The following is a 16,351-nucleotide window of genomic DNA, read 5'->3' on the forward strand; positions in this document are numbered from 1 at the left end:
TTTATGCAAGACGTCCAAACAAAAGTGCTACGATTAAGCAAGGGATGGGATTATTTATTGAGTGCAGAAGGTATCCAAATATGGTCTCTCCCAACCCAACGACGTTTTCTCTTACATGGTTCAGCACAGGAATTTAGACAGCTACTAGAGTTACTTAAAATCGGTATACCAATTGAAGGAGCCGTTGAAAAACTAAGTAAGCAGAGTGGAATGAACCCGAAACGAGTGGAAGGTTTTGTTAAATCTTTGTCGAAGCTTGGGGCTATTGTGGTAGCTCCTCCTTTGCAAGAGCAAACGGGAAGTCTTTATGAGCGTCAACAGTGGTTCTTTGATCAATGGGAAAGAGAAGGAGTAAGTGGATTCGACCTTGACCTATGCCTCCGACGTAGTAAAGTGTTGGTGGTAGGCGCAGGAGGGATTGGCAGCTGGATAATGTTGAATTTGGCTCGTATTGGTATTCAGCACATTGTAGCGGTCGACCCTGATCACATTGAAACAAGTAATCTGCCAAGGCAGATTCTATACAATTCCGGGGATGTAGGGATGCTCAAAGTCGACGCAGCGGCGCGAAGGTTGCAAGAGGTAGATTCACAGATTCGGTATGAAGGACATGCACTGTACATTGAGAAAGCAGAAGATTTAATCCCGCTTTTAGATGGGGTTGATTTAGTAATAAACCCATTTGGATTTATCTCCAGTCGCACTCGTAATGTGATTGCTGAAGCATGCTTTAATTGCCAGGTTCCTGTTCTCTTTGGGGGACAGTGTATAGTGGGACCACTGTGCATTCCAGGGGAGACCTTATGTCATCAGTGTATGTTTGAGTATGATTCGGGAATTAAAGAAACATTACAAATGGTTGATGCTGTAGGATGGATGCCGCCAAGAACACCCTTTTCACCAGTTATGTCCATTAGTTCTGGGCTGATTGTATTTGAAGCAGCTCGTTATCTATCAGGTAGTGAGCAAGCCCGAAGTCTTACAGGTATGTATGTGGTTGATCCCTATAATTACAAAATTACATTTAGGCCGGGAGAGCGCAATCAACAATGTCCTGTCTGCAGCAGTATTTAAGTGTATAAATTTTCGAAAAACGATAGAGATTAGTAAGCTCGGGTGCCCATGCTTCCGAGCTCTGCTGGTTAGCTACGATTTTTCGCTTGTATACATAAGTCATACATTCAGACTTGCCAATAGTCATCATGATGGAAATCTGGATTTCTATTGAGAATTAACAATTATTTTTATTTATACCAAACAATGAAAGTATAAGTTTATGAGGATGCTGATAACCTTAAATTTGATATTCTTGTCTAACATATAAATGCAGATTGTTCTTTGAATTCTTGAAGATTTTGATCCTGCAACTCTTAGAAAGGAGGATGGATGTCATGTCGAAATTAACTTGGAAGTGGAGTAATTACTGGGAGATTCTTTCCATATCTCTTCCTATTCTTGCTGGATCTATAACGTCCATGCTTGTTGGTGTAATCGATACAGCCATGATGGGGAGGTTCAGTGTAGATGGTTTAGCAGGTGTCGCGGCAGCTGCTGCTGTTTTCAATATCTTTACGAATATTATTATGGGCGGATTAACAGGGCATCAAATACTAGCATCTAGGCGTTTTGGGGCTGATAAACCAGAACAGGTGGGAGTTTCATTTCGCCATTCTCTGGTATTCGCAGGAGGAGTATCTCTGGTTTGTGTAACAATCCTTCTAGTTGCTAGCGATTGGCTGATGTTGTTCATGACAGACTCTATTAATGTCTTGAAATCTGGAGCAAATTATTTGTATGCCCGTTCTCCAGAGCTATTAATCATGGTTCCCACTATACTGATTCAAAGTACTTTTAATGCTGAAAAGCAGACAAAGTGGTCTATGTATACAATGATATTAGTTGCATCAACAACTGTGATATTTAACTATCCCCTCATTCATGGTTTAGGAGCAATCCCGGCCCTTGGGGCAACTGGATCGGGTCTTGCTAGCGTTTTTGCGCGTATTGCAGGCCTTTTATTTCTAATAGTAGTGGCTTACAAAAAAAATCTGTTTGGGCGTATAAATCTCTATAAATTTCACTTCAAAGTAAAAGAGTTTAACCAGATTCGTAATATAAGCTTACCAGCAATATTATCAGGCGCGTTCGACTATGCTGCCAATACTTTTTTCTTCATTATGATGGGGATGCTTGGGAGTGTTTACCTTGCAGGTGGGCGTATCGCCTTTAATCTGATTATGATTTTCTTTTCAATTGCAATGAGTCTTGCAATGGGTTGCCAAATTCTTGTAGGTCGCTCTTGGGGTGCTAAGAATTTGGGAATGATCCAGGTTTATATCAGGCGGAGCCGCTTGTTACTAACAGTAATCCTGACATTATTGGCTATTCCGCTGATTGTTTGGCCACAGGGTGTAGCAAGCATTTTTACATCTTTTATCGAAGTTCAGGAAGCATCATTGGATGCAATAAGAATCATTGGCTTGTGCGCGCCAATCGTAGCCCTAGCTTGTACAAACGTTAGCGCGCTGCGGGGGATGGGCAAAACAAAGTGGGATATGTACACGAACGTATTGCCGGGATATCTTCTTAGATTACCTATCGCATGGTTTCTAGGAATTGTTGTGGGATGGAAGCTAACGGGCCTTTATATTGGCTATATTGCCTATTGGCTTGGTCGGCTTGCTATAGGACAGATAATGCTTGCTAAAACAATGAAAATCACTGAAGAACAGGGGGAAATAGTCCATGATGGATTACAACAGAAAGTTTAAAGCATTTGTTGTGTCAGAACCAGTTAGACTCTTAGCAGAGCGTATCTACATGCTATATCGTGAAAAACAGCCAATTTCAGCCTCGCTATGTGGTTCTGTTCAATGGGATCGAGTAGAGGACCTCTCGGACCAAGGTCTAAATGATTACGCTGAAGATTTGAAGTCACTAGCCTCAGACATCGTAGTAATGAGGCGCCAGACCCTTGAACTGACAGACCGAGTGGTAGTGAAGGAGTTGGATCGTTTTATACAGGAGAAGTTATACCAAACTAATGTACAACGTCTATACCAGACAAGTCTTATGCCGTACTTTCAGCTTATTGCAGCTTCACTACTACCATTTTCCCTTAATCCACCCCTACCAGAGGCGACTGACAATCGACTTTCTGAACGTCTCCATGCGGCACTCAATTGGTTGGATTTAGCTGCTAAGCGTCAAGAATCTGGCTATATAGTTGTTTCTTCTGACGATAAAAATGCTGCAGAGAACTTAGCCGTTGCAATTGAAGAATTCATAAGAGATAGGGGGACTGTATCGAGCAGGATCTCGAATCAATTGGAACAACTATGTTCCCAACTTCGACGTTGGTCTGTTTTGGAAAAAGGGGCTAACGTATCAAAGCGTGGGTTAAGTCTCGATAATATGGAACATTTATTATTTGATTGTTTTGGAACCGGACAATCAGTGAATTGGTGGGCTAACGCACTTAATAATCGTCTGTTTGTAGAATTGGACCATTTCTCTAATATGGAACAAGTTGAAGGGTCATTTCAGGAACTTGGTCAGCTTACAAATTGGGATTTTGTTTCTGAATGGGGGATGGAAATTCATGAACAAATGGAAATTCATGAAAGAAATAATGATCCAGCTGGTGTGCTTCAATGGCTCCACTCGGTATATCGTCATTTAAGATCTAAATCGATAGGGACATATGTTCATACCACAGCACCTGTTGCTCGTATCGAGGTGGGGAAGCGGCTTCTTTCGTTTCTTGCTACTGAGGTACTTTACTTGCCGTTATCGGATAGCGGGCAAGAGGCACGTATGTTAGTTTCACCACTACTTGTGTACCGTAACGCTCCGTTGACTTGCAGATTCCGCCTCCATATGACTCTTGCTGTTGCACACGATCTTTGTCCAGGACACCATGAGCATGTGTGGCGAAGAAGTGGTGGTGTTGTGGGTCCGTACCTCGAGTGCTTACAAAGTAGCGTGGGATTAGAGGGATGGGGTGTATTTGCTGAAGGTATCTTGGCTGATTTATCTCCAAAAGGTGCTCTAGAGATGCACTACTCAAGGATACGCCGACTGATGCCATCGGCAATCACACTAACGTTGATGGATAAAGGACGTGATGTTGCCAACAATTTACTTCAGGACATCGCGAGGCAATACCCTAGCATTATTAAAGAGGGAATGCGTTTTGGCGGTGGACTTGGGTGGGCTTCATTACCGTATGCGGTCGGACTTTTGGAAACAGAGCGAGCATTAGAGCGGATACATGCTGCTTTTCCGAAGGGGAAGTACGTTACTGGAGTTACGGAACGTTATTTATCACAAGGCCCTATGACTCCTTGTTTGATTTCTAGCCTAGCTTCAAAGATAGAATCACTAGAGGAGGAGAATGATGGACTACACAGAAATTTTAGTGGAAAGTATTGAACGGAAGCTAATCATCGGAAATCGTTATATCAATCTAAAACTAATGATGAAGCCACCTCTTGGCTGCTCTTCTTTGCTATTTGCAGCTAAGGACGTCTTGACAGATAAACCGGTTGTATTGAAATTTCTTCACCCTGGTGTAGATGATCCATACTGGCGAGCGGCTTTTGAGCGTGAAGAGCGAATACTGAGTGAGCTAAAAGGAAAGTCCTACGTGGTAGAACTTTTAGATGAAAATTGTGAATTTCAATTGAATTCAACAAACTCTGATGGCACAGAACTTTCCGTAAACCTTCGCTATTTGCCTTTAGAACGAGGAATAAGGGATCTCTCTGAATATATAAAATCACCAGATAGAGATCCTTTGGAATCTTTACACCTCTTTAGGGAGCTCTGTAAGGCAGTAGAGGAATTACACAAACAAGGAATTAGTCACAGGGATCTGAAACCTAACAACTGTGTGCTGTTCCAAGAAGGGAGCTTGAAACTAATTGACTTTGCTCTCTCTTATAGAGAAGGAAGTTCGGTTATATCACAGGGGGAACGATATGATCGCTGGTACTCTATTTTTGTCCCTAATCATCTATATGGGGCTCCTGAATTATACTGCGGCTTTGCTTTTACGCCTGCTCAGTTTCCAGTAGCAGATTTTTTCCAGCTTGGGGCAATCCTTTTCGAACTGTGGACTGGATCGCGACTTATGAAGTTTTTGTATCAAAGGGACTTTATGTTGGACTTTGGGCATCTATTTTGTTATGTCCAAGATGGGAGACGAAGGGAGAATTATCGACGTGCTATTCAAGTTATTAAGAAGAAATACCCATTGCCCTCTATAACGGAACTAACAACCGGACCTTGGAGGCAAGGAGCAGAGGCTATCAATGAAGTATACCAAGCGATGTCAGAGTTAGATTATGAGCAACGTTGCACCGATTTTGATTGGATACAATGCCAACTGGAGGTGGCAATTGATCAAATTATGACCAATCAGTGACATGTCAAGAAGGAGATGAAGCACTATGATGGCACCTTTATTTTGGAAAGATCTCACAGTAATGAGTCCAGGGTTTGATGGGCGTGGAAAGGTTATTATTTCAAATCCCTTAATAGGGAATCGAGTAGAAGTAGGAATAAGTGACCTCTTGGATTTATTGGCTATATACACCTCAGGAGTGGAGAAAGATAAGCTATATTTACAGGCGTATCTTACTGAACAGGGATTCCTCTGTGAAGAGAAACAGATAGAACCACGTAGTGACTTGGAGCACTGGGAGCGACGTGGCTGGGATCAGGTACTTGAGTATTATTTGTGGTCCCATGTAAAACCGGATAGGCAAGGAAATATGCTACATAGACACCCGGATTCTATGACAGATATTAAGGTCAAACACCTCACGAATCTGATGGATTTTCCAGAAGACCTACTTTTAGGAGAAGTTATTTTAAGAAGGCGTACTCTACGTCGGTATGCGGATAAATCACTTGCGGAATGGAAATTCAGTGGGATTCTGTGGTACGGGTTAAGCCGTCTCCGCAATCCTATAATAGAAAAAATGAATAAATCAAACTCTTTAGGGGTGTATATAATTATTTACTCTGTCGAAGGGATAGAACCTGGTCTCTATAGATATTATCCACAATCTCATGGGATTGAACTGCTAGAGCCTGGTATGCTAAGGGGAGAAGTTTCCCATTTACTATTCGGGCAAAGTGCTCCACTTACCGCTGCCTGTTCTATTTTTCTTACTGTTGACTTGTTTGATTACGCACACTGTCACCATGGAGAGGACTCACTTCGGGGGTTATTAATAGAAGTAGGGAGATTTGGACACGAGTTGCTAATTGCAGCAGATGCCCTAGGACTTGGTGGCCTAACTGCACCAGCTCTGCGTGAGCGAGAGGCAGAGCAGTTGCTACCGATACAGAAGGCGCGGGAAACAATCTTATATACAATTACATTGGGGGCACAAAAAATGATTGAGAGGAGCGACGATAATGGAAATTCAAACGCAAATTAGTGCTCGCATACGCCCGGCGCGGGAATTTGTCAATCAACAACGCTGGATTGTTGATCACCTTGAGGCTAGGCGGCGGTTTTCCTTACCGCTTGCTGCCGTCATGCTTCTAATTGTATGTGTCGAGCCAATAGAAGAACAAGTAGCTATAAAGAAAGTTGGGGATCTCATGTCGCTTCCTGTAGAGTTACTTGAGCAAATCCTTGACAATCTTAGGCATAAAGAACTGCTGATAATCACTACAGACTATAATTTTCAGAAAAATCGGGAGTATATGGCTAGCTTCGCGCGAAATGGCTGGCAGGGGGCCTGGGATTATTTACTATTAACCTATAACTACCCGTTTGTCGATTATGCAGGGAATGGTCGCTCTATTGATTCTAAGCGAATGGAGGAGTATAGGAAGATAGAACCAGATAACTCTCGGTTTAAAAAATATCCTAGTCCCCTTAAGCGTCTTCAATTACCCACAATAGGAGTTAACTTAGTGCCAGGGAATGTTAGGAATGCTTACCGGCATCTTACCCAAAATGAATGGGGTATTCTGGAGCTACGTAAGTTATGCGCTGTAGCCTTTGGTAAGGTGGGTGTCATTAGACATAATCATTCGGATGATCAAACATCTGAGCCTCTTTATTTACGGACTAGCCCTTCAATGGGGGCACGACATCCTGTAGAAGCCTATGCTCTTGTGCAGGATGTAGAGGGACTAGATAAAGGCTGGTACCATGTATGTGTTGGTGATCATAAAATGGATTATATTTCTTGCGAACAAATTGATTTCAAATCCTTATCTGCATGGATTCCAGCGCTGGCTAAGGAGAGTAAAAAGCCACCACGTGCGATTTTACTCTTAACAGCCGTGTTTGAACGCAGTATGTACCGATACCGTGAACCACACATATTTCGATCTATTCATTTCGATGTTGGACATTTATGCGCCTCTGTAGAGTTGATAGCCCGGAGCCACGGAATGATGGTGGAAATATTCCCGATTACTCAAATTCCGGGAGCTGAAAGACTAGGAATAGAAATGTTGACTGAAGGGGGGATGGCAGCAGTGGCGCTTTGGTGATAACAAATTCTTATTCCAACTTAGTTAGAATTATTTTGTTTAACGAAACAGAATAGAAGTTAAAGAATGAACATTCACCGCTATTTTAGCCACCCACTAGTTTCCGTTGTTAGGTGATACAGAGGATAATGTCATAAAGATGAAATGATTTACTGGGTGGCTTGTAATGTCTGATTCAGTTGTTTCATAATTTATGACAATTGAATTTTTTAGTAACGGTCATTTTTATCCCAAACGAATAAAATGACCGGAGTTCGACCGGTCATTTTATTTCAAACTCTTATGATAGTATTATTCGCTCTAGTCGTTCAAAAACCCTTTTTTCACCCATTACTTTCATAATATCAAACAAATCAGGTGTATTTGTTCTATTAGTTAGGGCGACTCTAATTACCATAGCTACATCCCCAACATGTCCCTTGTAATTGTTAGGATTAGCTTTATATTGCTTGACATCCTTTGCAAATCCTATCTCCCCAGCAAGTTCTTTAATTTCATGGAACCAAGCGTCCTTTTCACTATTAAATCTATAAGTTTTGCTAAATCCGCTTATAATTTCTTTCACAATATCCAAACTTACATTTTTAGGGAAATTATAACCGTTCAATATATCCTTTTTAAATAATTCATCATAAAAGAAAGCAATCATGGGCTGTACATCTGACCACTTTGAATAATCTTTTCTTGGTTTTTTTATTGTTCGCCCCACATTTAGAATGTTCAAAGTGTATTCTTTATTTTTGGCAATTAAATGATAAAACTCAGAATCAAATTCCTTTGCCCAATTGTATAAATAGGAAAAAACCTGGTCACCGGTGAGCTTAGATATAACATCTTTGCTAGTGTCATCGAGTTTATTCATGTCTAATAATGCACCACTAGCGCTCATTTTACCAGTATAGATAAAAAATTCTCTAAATGACTTATGAGGGTTGGCCATCCTCCATTCTTCAAAGTCAGAATTGATTAGATTCATAAAGTATTCACCTATAGCTATTCCTGGATATCCCTGTTCTTTGTAATATTCAGCTGTGCCATCAAGATCCTTACGTTTACTGAATTTACGTTTAGAAGTTCCGACTTGCTTCATTATTGGAGCAATATGTCCATATTCTGGTCTTTTAAAACCTAACGTTTCAAACAACTGAATATGGATAGGTACAGATGAAAGCCATTCATCCCCCCTAATAACATGAGTTGTACCCATCAGATAATCGTCTATAGCGTGTGCAAAGTGATATGTGGGTAATCCATCCATTTTCATTATAACAATATCTTGGTCATTTTCAGGTAACTCAATGGGGCCTTTCACCAAATCATTGTACATTATTCTTCTCTCTGATGAACCTGAAGATTTAAGTCTGATAACAAATTGTTTACCATTCGAAATCTCTTCATTGGCTTGTTGAAAAGAAATATATCGATATTTAGCCCATTGACCATAATAACCTGTTGTTACTTTTAACTTTTGTTGAATTGATCTTATCTTTTGTAAGTCTTCCGTATCACAGAAACAAGGATATGCTAATCCATTTCGCACTAAGTGTTTAATAAATACCTTGTAAATGTGTATTCGCGAGCTTTGTTTATAGGGACCATAAGCGCCCATTTCCTCATTAGATAAGGTAGGACCTTCATCGAAATGAATCCCGAAGTATTGCAGTGAATTGATAATGTTTTCGATACTACCATCTATTTCGCGTTTTTTATCTGTATCTTCAATACGTAGGAAAAAAACTCCGTTACTTTGGTGTGCTAATCTTTCTGATATTAAAGCTGCGTAAAGCCCACCAATATTCAATGAACCCGTTGGACTTGGTGCAAAACGGGTTACCATAGAAGATTTGGATAACTCCCTTGGATAATATAGTGAATAAATATCAGTAGGTAACTGTTGTATATCCGGAAATAATAGCTCTGCCATATTCTCGTTTGACATATCATATCCTCCTTATAAATTCAAAATAAAAAAAGCCTATCATCCTGTTAAAGGACGAAAGACTTGCTTCCGCGTTACCACCTAAATTGGTTAAAAACCCGCTCATTGTGCAGCAAATTATTATCTCGCCACACATTTCTTTAACGGGAAATCCCCGGTAGACCTAATTTGAATTTTCAGTCTACTGCTCCAAGGCTTCTTTCACTAAGCTCGAATACCCAATTTCACCAAAATGGGCTCTCTAAGATTCGAGTGGTTAATTACTCTTCCTTTTCTTTGCATTTTACAATATATGTATTATTACTGATACATTAATTTATTATAAAAAAATTGTCAAGAATATATTCGGAATTTATATATCTTAATCATGTTATATTATATGCCTCCTATGTTATTTTCAACGGAAAATTAAGCATTTCCTCTTGAATATGATGGGTAGCATATTCAAGAGGAAATGCATTTTTGGATTGCTGAATGTATCTAATCTGAAAGATGAATTATAGTTAATGTGGTTACATATAATATCTTTACAAATACCAATGAACTTGGTAATATAAATATTAATTTATAATCCAAATAATGTAATAGCGACGAAGAGAAGAGTAAATAAAATTAATTCTTTACAGAGAGCTCCAGCCGCTGAAAAGGAGTAAGAATTATTTATTGAACCAAGACTCTGAGCATTCACATTGGAACCTATTTTATAGAGGGATAGTGTGACAGGAGCTCCTGTTATAGAGCTAAGGTATAAGTGTTTTTATTAACGCATGACCTGAAGAGGTTAATATGGAGACATATTAATAAGCTGGGGTGGCACCACGAAAAAATCTCGTCCCCAAGACTGGAATAGTCTTGGGGACGAGATTTTTTATTTGATAAGAACAAAGTACAATATTTTATTACTGGAGGGATAAAAGTGAACGAAGAGAAGAGTGAATTTTTCAATAGTTTAGAACGAATCGTTGATGAAGATATAAGGCGGGGCATTTATAGTAGAAAAATTTGCACAAGGTTTCCCCCTGAGCCAAATGGTTATCTTCATATTGGAAGTGCTTATGCTATTAATATTAATTATATGATTGCTCAAAAGTTCAATGGAACATTTAATCTTCGATTTGATGATACCAATCCTTTAAAAGAAGATATTGAATATGTTAATGCAATTATTGAAGACATAAATTGGTTAGGATATTCCCCTGTCAACCGTATATTCTATGGCTCTGATTATTCAAATGAAATATTTGATGCAGCAATTAGTTTAATACGTAGGGGTAAAGCTTATGTATGTGAATTATCACCTGAAAAAATTAAAGAATATCGAGGTACTCTGACAGAACCAGGTAAAAACAGCCCTTATAGAAATAGGACTATTGAGGAGAATATGGATTTATTTTTAAAGATGAAAAATGGTGAATTTCCAACTGGTTCAAAGGTGTTAAGAGCAAAAATCGATATGGAATCGCCAAATATTAATTTAAGAGATCCGATTCTTTATAGGATAATTTACGCAAATCATTATAGAACAGGTAATGATTGGTGTATATATCCGATGTATGATTTTGCTCATCCTATACAAGATGCAATTGAAGGCATAACACATTCTTTATGTTCCATAGAATTTAAAGATCATCGTCCTTTATACGAATGGGTTCTAAGAGAGTTAGGAATTGAGGAACCGCCAAAACAAAGAGAATTTGGCAGAGTTAATATAACTGGTGTTGTAACGAGTAAACGTTATTTGAGGGAGTTAGTTACAGAAAAGTTTGTAGATGGATGGGATGACCCTAGATTACCAACTTTAAAAGGGCTCAGAAGAAGGGGGTTTACCCCTGAAAGTATTCAATCTTTTGTTAATGAAATTGGTTTTGTAAAACATCAAAGTACAGTTGATTTTACAATGCTTGAAAGTATTGTACGTAATGAATTGAAAACAAAAGTTCAAAGTGTAATGGCTGTTTTAAACCCGCTTAAAGTAACTATAACAAATTATGATGCAAATAGGACTGAACTCTTATCGATTGAAAATAATAAAGAAAATCTTGAGTTAGGAAGTAGGGATGTACCTTTTTCAAAGGTAATTTATATCGAAAAGGATGACTTTATGGAAATTCCAATAAAAGGTTATAAAAGATTGTCTTTAAATTCAGAGGTTAGATTAAAAGGTGCCTACATTATTAAGTGCAATGATGTTATTAAGGATGAAGTCACAGGTGAGGTAACCGAACTTTTATGTACTTATGACCCAATAACTAAGAGTGGAACAGGGTTTAAAGGAAGAAAAGTAAAAGGAATTATTCATTGGGTTTCAGCTGAAGATTGTATTTCAGTTGAAGTAAACTTATTTGATAAGTTATTTCATAATGAAGAGATTGTGAAAGACTCCCAAAAAACTTGGAACGAAAAGATCAATCCAGATTCTAAAATGGTTCTAAATGATTGTAAAATAGAATCTTGTATCATAAATGCAAATATTGAGGAGAGGTTTCAATTTTTCCGACATGGTTATTTTTGTTTAGATAAATACTCAACGGATAAAAAATTTATTTTTAACAGAATTGTTTCATTAAAGGATTCCTGGAATGGAAAGAAAAAATAAAATTTTAAAGTTGAAACACAATCTGTTTTATTCCGAAAAAAATGAAAAAAAAAGATCCATATCGGTTCCGTTGCAAAGTTTTTTAAATGAAGCTAAACTGTAGGGAAAATGTGTTGAGGAGAATGATACATGAGATATTTTAAAGGAAAACAGTTCAAAAAAGACATTATTTTAGTAGCAGTTGGCTATTACTGTCGTTTTTCTTTAAGCTATCGTGATGTATCTGAGATTCTCAAGGAACGTGGTGTGTCAGTTCATCCAACAACTATGATGCGTTGGGTTCATGAATATGGAAATCTAATCTATCAAATGTGGAAGAAGAAAAACAAATCGGCACTCCATGCTTGGCATTTGGATGAGACGTATATCAAAATTAAAGGAGAATGGTGTTACTTGTATCGTGCCATTGATAGTGATGGACATACACTGGACTTTCAACTTCGAAAAACACGTAATCATCAAACTGCTTATGCCTTTATGAAAAGACTGGTAAAACATTTTAGAGAACCATCGGTTCTTACGACAGACAAGGCCCCGGCTTTACTTTGTGCATTCAAAAAATTACAAAAAGCCGATTATTATACACATACCAAACACTGTACCATTAAACATCGTAATAATCTCATTGAACAAGATCATCGACATGTCAAAATCCGGTTTGTAAAATCAGCTGGATTTCAAACTCTTCGTCATGCTTCTCGTACCATCAAAGGAATCGAAACGATTCAGGCTATATATAAACAAAGGCGAAATCTTCAAACAGATTTCGCCTTCTCAGTGTACAATGAATTACAACAATTAATGACCACTGCATAAATAGTTCCCCTTATTTATCCACTCGTTTATGCTTTTTCAAACTTTGTAACACAACCATGAACAGTAAGACTTATAATATATATTGAAGAAAAGGACTCTTTGAATAAATCATGAGTCCTTTTTATCATTTAGAAGTGAAATTTGATTTGTAGTGTATTCGTTCATTGTAGATGTATGATAATCAATCCACTCTTCAACTGTCATGCTAGAATCTCTAGCGAACTTTTTGGCATATTTATGTACGGTTTTATTAGTTTCTTTAAAACCATATAGGTTAATGCCACCAGCGGTTTCGCCTATAAAATTAAATTCTCGGTGTTCATCAGGATAAAAATTAAACGCGATTTGATGGATTGTAGTATCGATTACGTACCCATCAAAGAGAATGTAAGAATGAAGTCCGAATAATCCGTTTTGATGCATGTTTTTTAGAATATGTTGACCATGGAATTCGTGATGGTAATAGCCTTGCATAAAGGATAATTTGTTCTTAGATATTTCATTTGATGTCAATAACAAATAATAAAGTAAAACACTTGCGTAAATACATAATCCGCCGTTTTTGTTGTGCTTTAAAACTTCTTTCCAGGCAAAATCATCTTTTTTTAGAAAAGAAGATACAAGGTTGTAATCTTCATATAAAGCAGCGTGTGTCAATTTTGTTAGGTATAGAACTGGTTTTATAGTTTGTGCGGTAAAGAGGTGACCTGGCGCTTGTTGACTTTGATAGCGTATAGGTTTTTGTTTCTTGTAATCATAACTTGTAAGCCATTCCTTTTTAAATACAGAGGAAATGTTTTTGATAACTATATTATGTGGATCTTGAGACTTGTTTATTTTTAGGGATATATCCATAAGAACCCTTCACTCGGATTTGTAATTTCACATACCGTAATCTTAGAGTTTGATATTCATATTATATGACGAGGACAAATTTGTTACCAGAAGATATATCGAAAAAAACGTCAGAGAATTCTATAATAAGTTACTTTTAAAGGTAACAAATATGTACAATCTATTAATCTGACAAAATACAGCAAAGACCGTACGAGCTTCGTCGATGGATTGTAAGAGGTTATTACTCTATGGATATGGAATTCTCCTTATAGGAGGTGCGTAGCGCTATGTCAGATACAGAAATACTATATACCGCTAATGAAGTTTATGATCGCTTAGGAGTAAAAAGCAGCACACTTAGAAAGTATTCGGATGTCCTGGAACGTGAAGGTTATATAGTAAAGAAGAATAGTAGAAGAAGAAGGGAATACACTGATTTTGATGTATTACTTATTGAAAAATTAGTAGAGTTGAGTAGAGAAGACGGTATGACATTAGAGAAATCAGCAAAAATGATTATTCAACAATTTGGAATAGAAAACAAAAAAGAAGATGCTAAGGAATCTGACTCATTACCTTATCAAGTACAGGTCCAATTTCAACAACAATATAGCGCTATGATACAAGAGATTAATAAGATGCAGCAAGCAAACCTATTAGAATTGGAACAAAGGTTAAGTGATCGCATTGATCAAAGAAATAAATTAATTGAAAACGATATAAAGGATCGTAAGGAACGTGAAGAAAGAATAGAAAAAAGGCTGGAACTGAGAGATGACAATCTAATGAAAATGGTTAGAGAGATCCAAGATGCAAAACGTACTATTGTATCAGCCCAACAAGAAATAGCGGCAGCAAAAAAGAAAGCCTTGTGGAAATTTTTGGGATAAGCACATTCATTAGTGGATGTACTCATATTTGTGATAGAAGAGAAATGATCTAAACTAAAAGTGTTTCGTATTTCTTTTGTTATTTGTATAATAAAGGAAGAGATATTTTAATAGTGGTTATAACATTAAGTAACTTCGAGGGAGAATTCAAATGGATATAACAGAGCAAAACGAAATGGATGAACTAAAAGCATTAAAAGATGAAACATTATATGATTTATTGATAGTTAAGCATTATTTGGATTTTCAAACAAATGGTAAAGCGCAAATGAACTTGTTTTTAAAACCGATGTTTAATTTTGAAAGGGTAACGAATATTGATGAGGTTTTTGAGTATACAAAAGCAATTAGGCAAGAAGTAGCTAAAATTTATCATTTAATTGGTAGACTCCAAGAGGGATTGGAGCAAAAGGGTGTTGAGAGTAATAAGACAGGAATTGATGTGTTTGCAGGGTTAGATATTGATTTGTTTTTTGTGAAATATCGTACAATCATAGACTATCTATTGCATATTGTCAGGTTGAATTATGGAGATGAAATGGAGAAAATAAAAAAGGTAAAAGATATTTTTGTTTTTCTGAAAGATAAGGCGAAAGAAAAAAACTACTCTACTTCATTAATAAATCATTCTTGGTTTTATTTAGTTGGGGAATATAGAAATGGTTTAGTTCATAGAGGAAGTAATTGTGCAGCATTTGCAGCTTCAAGTGACATTCCATTTCAAATCTATAAAATAGGTTTGGAAGATACTGTATTTGATAAAGAGTATTTATTATATAATGATGCCAATCTTTACAGTTTTCGCTACTTCTTTGTAGTGTATATGTCATATTTACATTACTTCATGGAAGAACTTTTCACTTTGATGTATAAGACAAGTCAAAATGGAAGTGCTGAACTAGAGGATTTGGACAATGATTTAGGTTATCTTACGAATAAAGAGATTGTTTTGAGTTGGACTACAGATTGCTATAATGCAATTATAAAATATTTGGAAAAATTTGATTTTTAGTAAAAAAACAGAACAATATATGTATATTTGATATTGAAATGTGATTAAAACCATCATAACAGGAGGAATATTCATGAGAATAATTTCAGCGCGCTTTAAAAATGAATCTTATAATTGTGATTGTAACGAAGAAATAGAAAGTGAAAAAGTTAATAGAGAAACATGGGAATGTAATGAATGTAAAGAGAAAATAGCTATTGATATAGGGAGTATAAGGGATGAATTAGTTAGATTACACCCTAATGAAATAAGTAAGTATGACTATGTTTTTAATCGAAGTGAAGAAGAGTTTTGTGCGGTGAAGGATGTTTTGCATTATAATGGGAAATATTACATTTGTATTGAAGGTTATGGAAAGATAAAGGTTGAAGCATATGAATTTGTAGATTGTATGAGAAATCAACATTAAATTTAAATCAGAAGTTGTGATTGTTTAGGAAGAGATCAATTGATTGTAGAAGAGCGTCCGTATTTTATAGAACAAATGCAAGAAATGAATTGTATATACAGAGAGAATATTGGAAATAATTATAATGCGGTTAAATGAATCTTTTTTTATGCATAAGATTCGATTGGTTAAGCTACTGATCATGGTGTATTCAATCGAAAAGAAACGGATGATCGTCACGAATAATCGGGCACATACATAGCCTGGTGCACCTGAATAAATTTAGTGTCTGAAAAAATGTCACATAAGGGATATATATTGTTAAATGTTTTACTGACAATACATAGTG

At 37.0% G+C, this 16,351-nt stretch carries 13 protein-coding genes and 2 other annotated features; of the genes, 11 read left to right on the forward strand and 2 right to left on the reverse strand.

The window, feature by feature from the left end; translation table 11 throughout:
- Nucleotides 1-3: 3 nt before the first annotated feature.
- The 6 genes from AC0NJG_RS21730 to AC0NJG_RS21755 all read left to right on the forward strand — a co-directional run bounded on the left by AC0NJG_RS21730 (nucleotide 4) and on the right by AC0NJG_RS21755 (nucleotide 7,524).
- Nucleotides 4-1,074, forward strand: a complete 1,071-nt coding sequence (locus AC0NJG_RS21730; protein ID WP_474063415.1) for a HesA/MoeB/ThiF family protein — start codon at nucleotides 4-6, stop codon at nucleotides 1,072-1,074.
- Between the two features lie 317 nt (nucleotides 1,075-1,391).
- On the forward strand, nucleotides 1,392-2,771 hold the full coding sequence (locus AC0NJG_RS21735) for an MATE family efflux transporter (protein WP_474063416.1): 1,380 nt from the start codon (nucleotides 1,392-1,394) through the stop codon (nucleotides 2,769-2,771).
- Between the two features lie 187 nt (nucleotides 2,772-2,958).
- Nucleotides 2,959-4,434 (forward strand): hypothetical protein, encoded by a 1,476-nt coding sequence (locus AC0NJG_RS21740; RefSeq protein ID WP_474063417.1) that lies wholly within the window; start codon nucleotides 2,959-2,961, stop codon nucleotides 4,432-4,434.
- The gene (locus AC0NJG_RS21745; protein ID WP_474063418.1) at nucleotides 4,400-5,428 is read left to right on the forward strand and encodes a serine/threonine protein kinase; all 1,029 of its coding nucleotides are present in this window, start codon (nucleotides 4,400-4,402) and stop codon (nucleotides 5,426-5,428) included. Before AC0NJG_RS21740 ends, AC0NJG_RS21745 begins: the two co-directional genes overlap by 35 nt.
- A 409-nt stretch (nucleotides 5,429-5,837) precedes the next feature.
- On the forward strand, nucleotides 5,838-6,452 hold the full coding sequence (locus AC0NJG_RS21750; protein WP_474063441.1) for a nitroreductase family protein: 615 nt from the start codon (nucleotides 5,838-5,840) through the stop codon (nucleotides 6,450-6,452).
- Nucleotides 6,430-7,524: a SagB/ThcOx family dehydrogenase gene (locus AC0NJG_RS21755; RefSeq protein WP_474063419.1), complete on the forward strand. Its 1,095-nt coding sequence runs from the start codon at nucleotides 6,430-6,432 to the stop codon at nucleotides 7,522-7,524. The genes AC0NJG_RS21750 and AC0NJG_RS21755 overlap by 23 nt, the downstream gene beginning before the upstream one ends.
- 280 nt (nucleotides 7,525-7,804) lie before the next feature.
- On the opposite strand, the gene gltX is transcribed toward AC0NJG_RS21755, so the two are convergent.
- Nucleotides 7,805-9,463: a glutamate--tRNA ligase gene (gene gltX, locus AC0NJG_RS21760; protein WP_474063420.1), complete on the reverse strand. Its 1,659-nt coding sequence runs from the start codon at nucleotides 9,461-9,463 to the stop codon at nucleotides 7,805-7,807.
- Nucleotides 9,464-9,510: 47 nt separating this feature from the next.
- Nucleotides 9,511-9,749, reverse strand: a binding site (T-box leader).
- Nucleotides 9,750-10,044: 295 nt separating this feature from the next.
- Nucleotides 10,045-10,303, forward strand: a binding site (T-box leader).
- 76 nt (nucleotides 10,304-10,379) lie between these two features.
- Here gltX and AC0NJG_RS21765 point away from each other — a divergent pair.
- Together AC0NJG_RS21765 and AC0NJG_RS21770 are read left to right on the forward strand one after the other, a co-directional pair.
- Entirely contained in the window at nucleotides 10,380-12,059 is a 1,680-nt protein-coding gene (locus tag AC0NJG_RS21765; protein ID WP_474063421.1) for a glutamine--tRNA ligase/YqeY domain fusion protein, read from the forward strand.
- Between the two features lie 129 nt (nucleotides 12,060-12,188).
- Nucleotides 12,189-12,875 carry an IS6 family transposase gene (locus AC0NJG_RS21770; RefSeq protein ID WP_474063422.1) on the forward strand — a complete coding sequence of 229 codons (687 nt, stop codon included), beginning with the start codon at nucleotides 12,189-12,191 and terminating at the stop codon, nucleotides 12,873-12,875.
- A 108-nt stretch (nucleotides 12,876-12,983) separates the two neighbouring features.
- Here AC0NJG_RS21770 and AC0NJG_RS21775 read toward each other — a convergent pair whose 3' ends face one another.
- Nucleotides 12,984-13,730, reverse strand: a complete 747-nt coding sequence (locus tag AC0NJG_RS21775) for a hypothetical protein (protein ID WP_474063423.1) — start codon at nucleotides 13,728-13,730, stop codon at nucleotides 12,984-12,986.
- Between the two features lie 269 nt (nucleotides 13,731-13,999).
- On the opposite strand from AC0NJG_RS21775, the gene AC0NJG_RS21780 reads away from it, so the two are divergent.
- The 3 genes from AC0NJG_RS21780 to AC0NJG_RS21790 all read left to right on the forward strand — a co-directional run bounded on the left by AC0NJG_RS21780 (nucleotide 14,000) and on the right by AC0NJG_RS21790 (nucleotide 16,023).
- Entirely contained in the window at nucleotides 14,000-14,602 is a 603-nt protein-coding gene (locus AC0NJG_RS21780) for a DUF3967 domain-containing protein (RefSeq protein WP_474063424.1), read from the forward strand.
- Nucleotides 14,603-14,753: 151 nt separating this feature from the next.
- On the forward strand, nucleotides 14,754-15,614 hold the full coding sequence (locus AC0NJG_RS21785; RefSeq protein WP_474063425.1) for a hypothetical protein: 861 nt from the start codon (nucleotides 14,754-14,756) through the stop codon (nucleotides 15,612-15,614).
- 73 nt (nucleotides 15,615-15,687) lie between these two features.
- Complete coding sequence (locus AC0NJG_RS21790) at nucleotides 15,688-16,023, forward strand: hypothetical protein (protein WP_474063426.1); 336 nt, start codon at nucleotides 15,688-15,690, stop codon at nucleotides 16,021-16,023.
- Nucleotides 16,024-16,351: the final 328 nt, after the last annotated feature.

It is taken from the genome of Bacillus sp. SSR7, from assembly GCF_055902415.1.

Coding starts and splice junctions, on each gene's coding strand:
- AC0NJG_RS21790 (WP_474063426.1), top strand. CDS start 15,688: ATGAGAATAATTTCAGCGCGCTTTAAAAATGAATCTTATAATTGTGAT.
- AC0NJG_RS21750 (WP_474063441.1), top strand. CDS start 5,838: ATGGATTTTCCAGAAGACCTACTTTTAGGAGAAGTTATTTTAAGAAGG.
- AC0NJG_RS21785 (WP_474063425.1), top strand. CDS start 14,754: ATGGATATAACAGAGCAAAACGAAATGGATGAACTAAAAGCATTAAAA.
- AC0NJG_RS21745 (WP_474063418.1), top strand. CDS start 4,400: ATGGACTACACAGAAATTTTAGTGGAAAGTATTGAACGGAAGCTAATC.
- AC0NJG_RS21735 (WP_474063416.1), top strand. CDS start 1,392: ATGTCGAAATTAACTTGGAAGTGGAGTAATTACTGGGAGATTCTTTCC.
- AC0NJG_RS21730 (WP_474063415.1), top strand. CDS start 4: ATGCAAGACGTCCAAACAAAAGTGCTACGATTAAGCAAGGGATGGGAT.
- gltX (WP_474063420.1), bottom strand. CDS start 9,463: ATGTCAAACGAGAATATGGCAGAGCTATTATTTCCGGATATACAACAG.
- AC0NJG_RS21780 (WP_474063424.1), top strand. CDS start 14,000: ATGTCAGATACAGAAATACTATATACCGCTAATGAAGTTTATGATCGC.
- AC0NJG_RS21775 (WP_474063423.1), bottom strand. CDS start 13,730: ATGGATATATCCCTAAAAATAAACAAGTCTCAAGATCCACATAATATA.
- AC0NJG_RS21755 (WP_474063419.1), top strand. CDS start 6,430: ATGGAAATTCAAACGCAAATTAGTGCTCGCATACGCCCGGCGCGGGAA.
- AC0NJG_RS21740 (WP_474063417.1), top strand. CDS start 2,959: ATGAGGCGCCAGACCCTTGAACTGACAGACCGAGTGGTAGTGAAGGAG.
- AC0NJG_RS21770 (WP_474063422.1), top strand. CDS start 12,189: ATGAGATATTTTAAAGGAAAACAGTTCAAAAAAGACATTATTTTAGTA.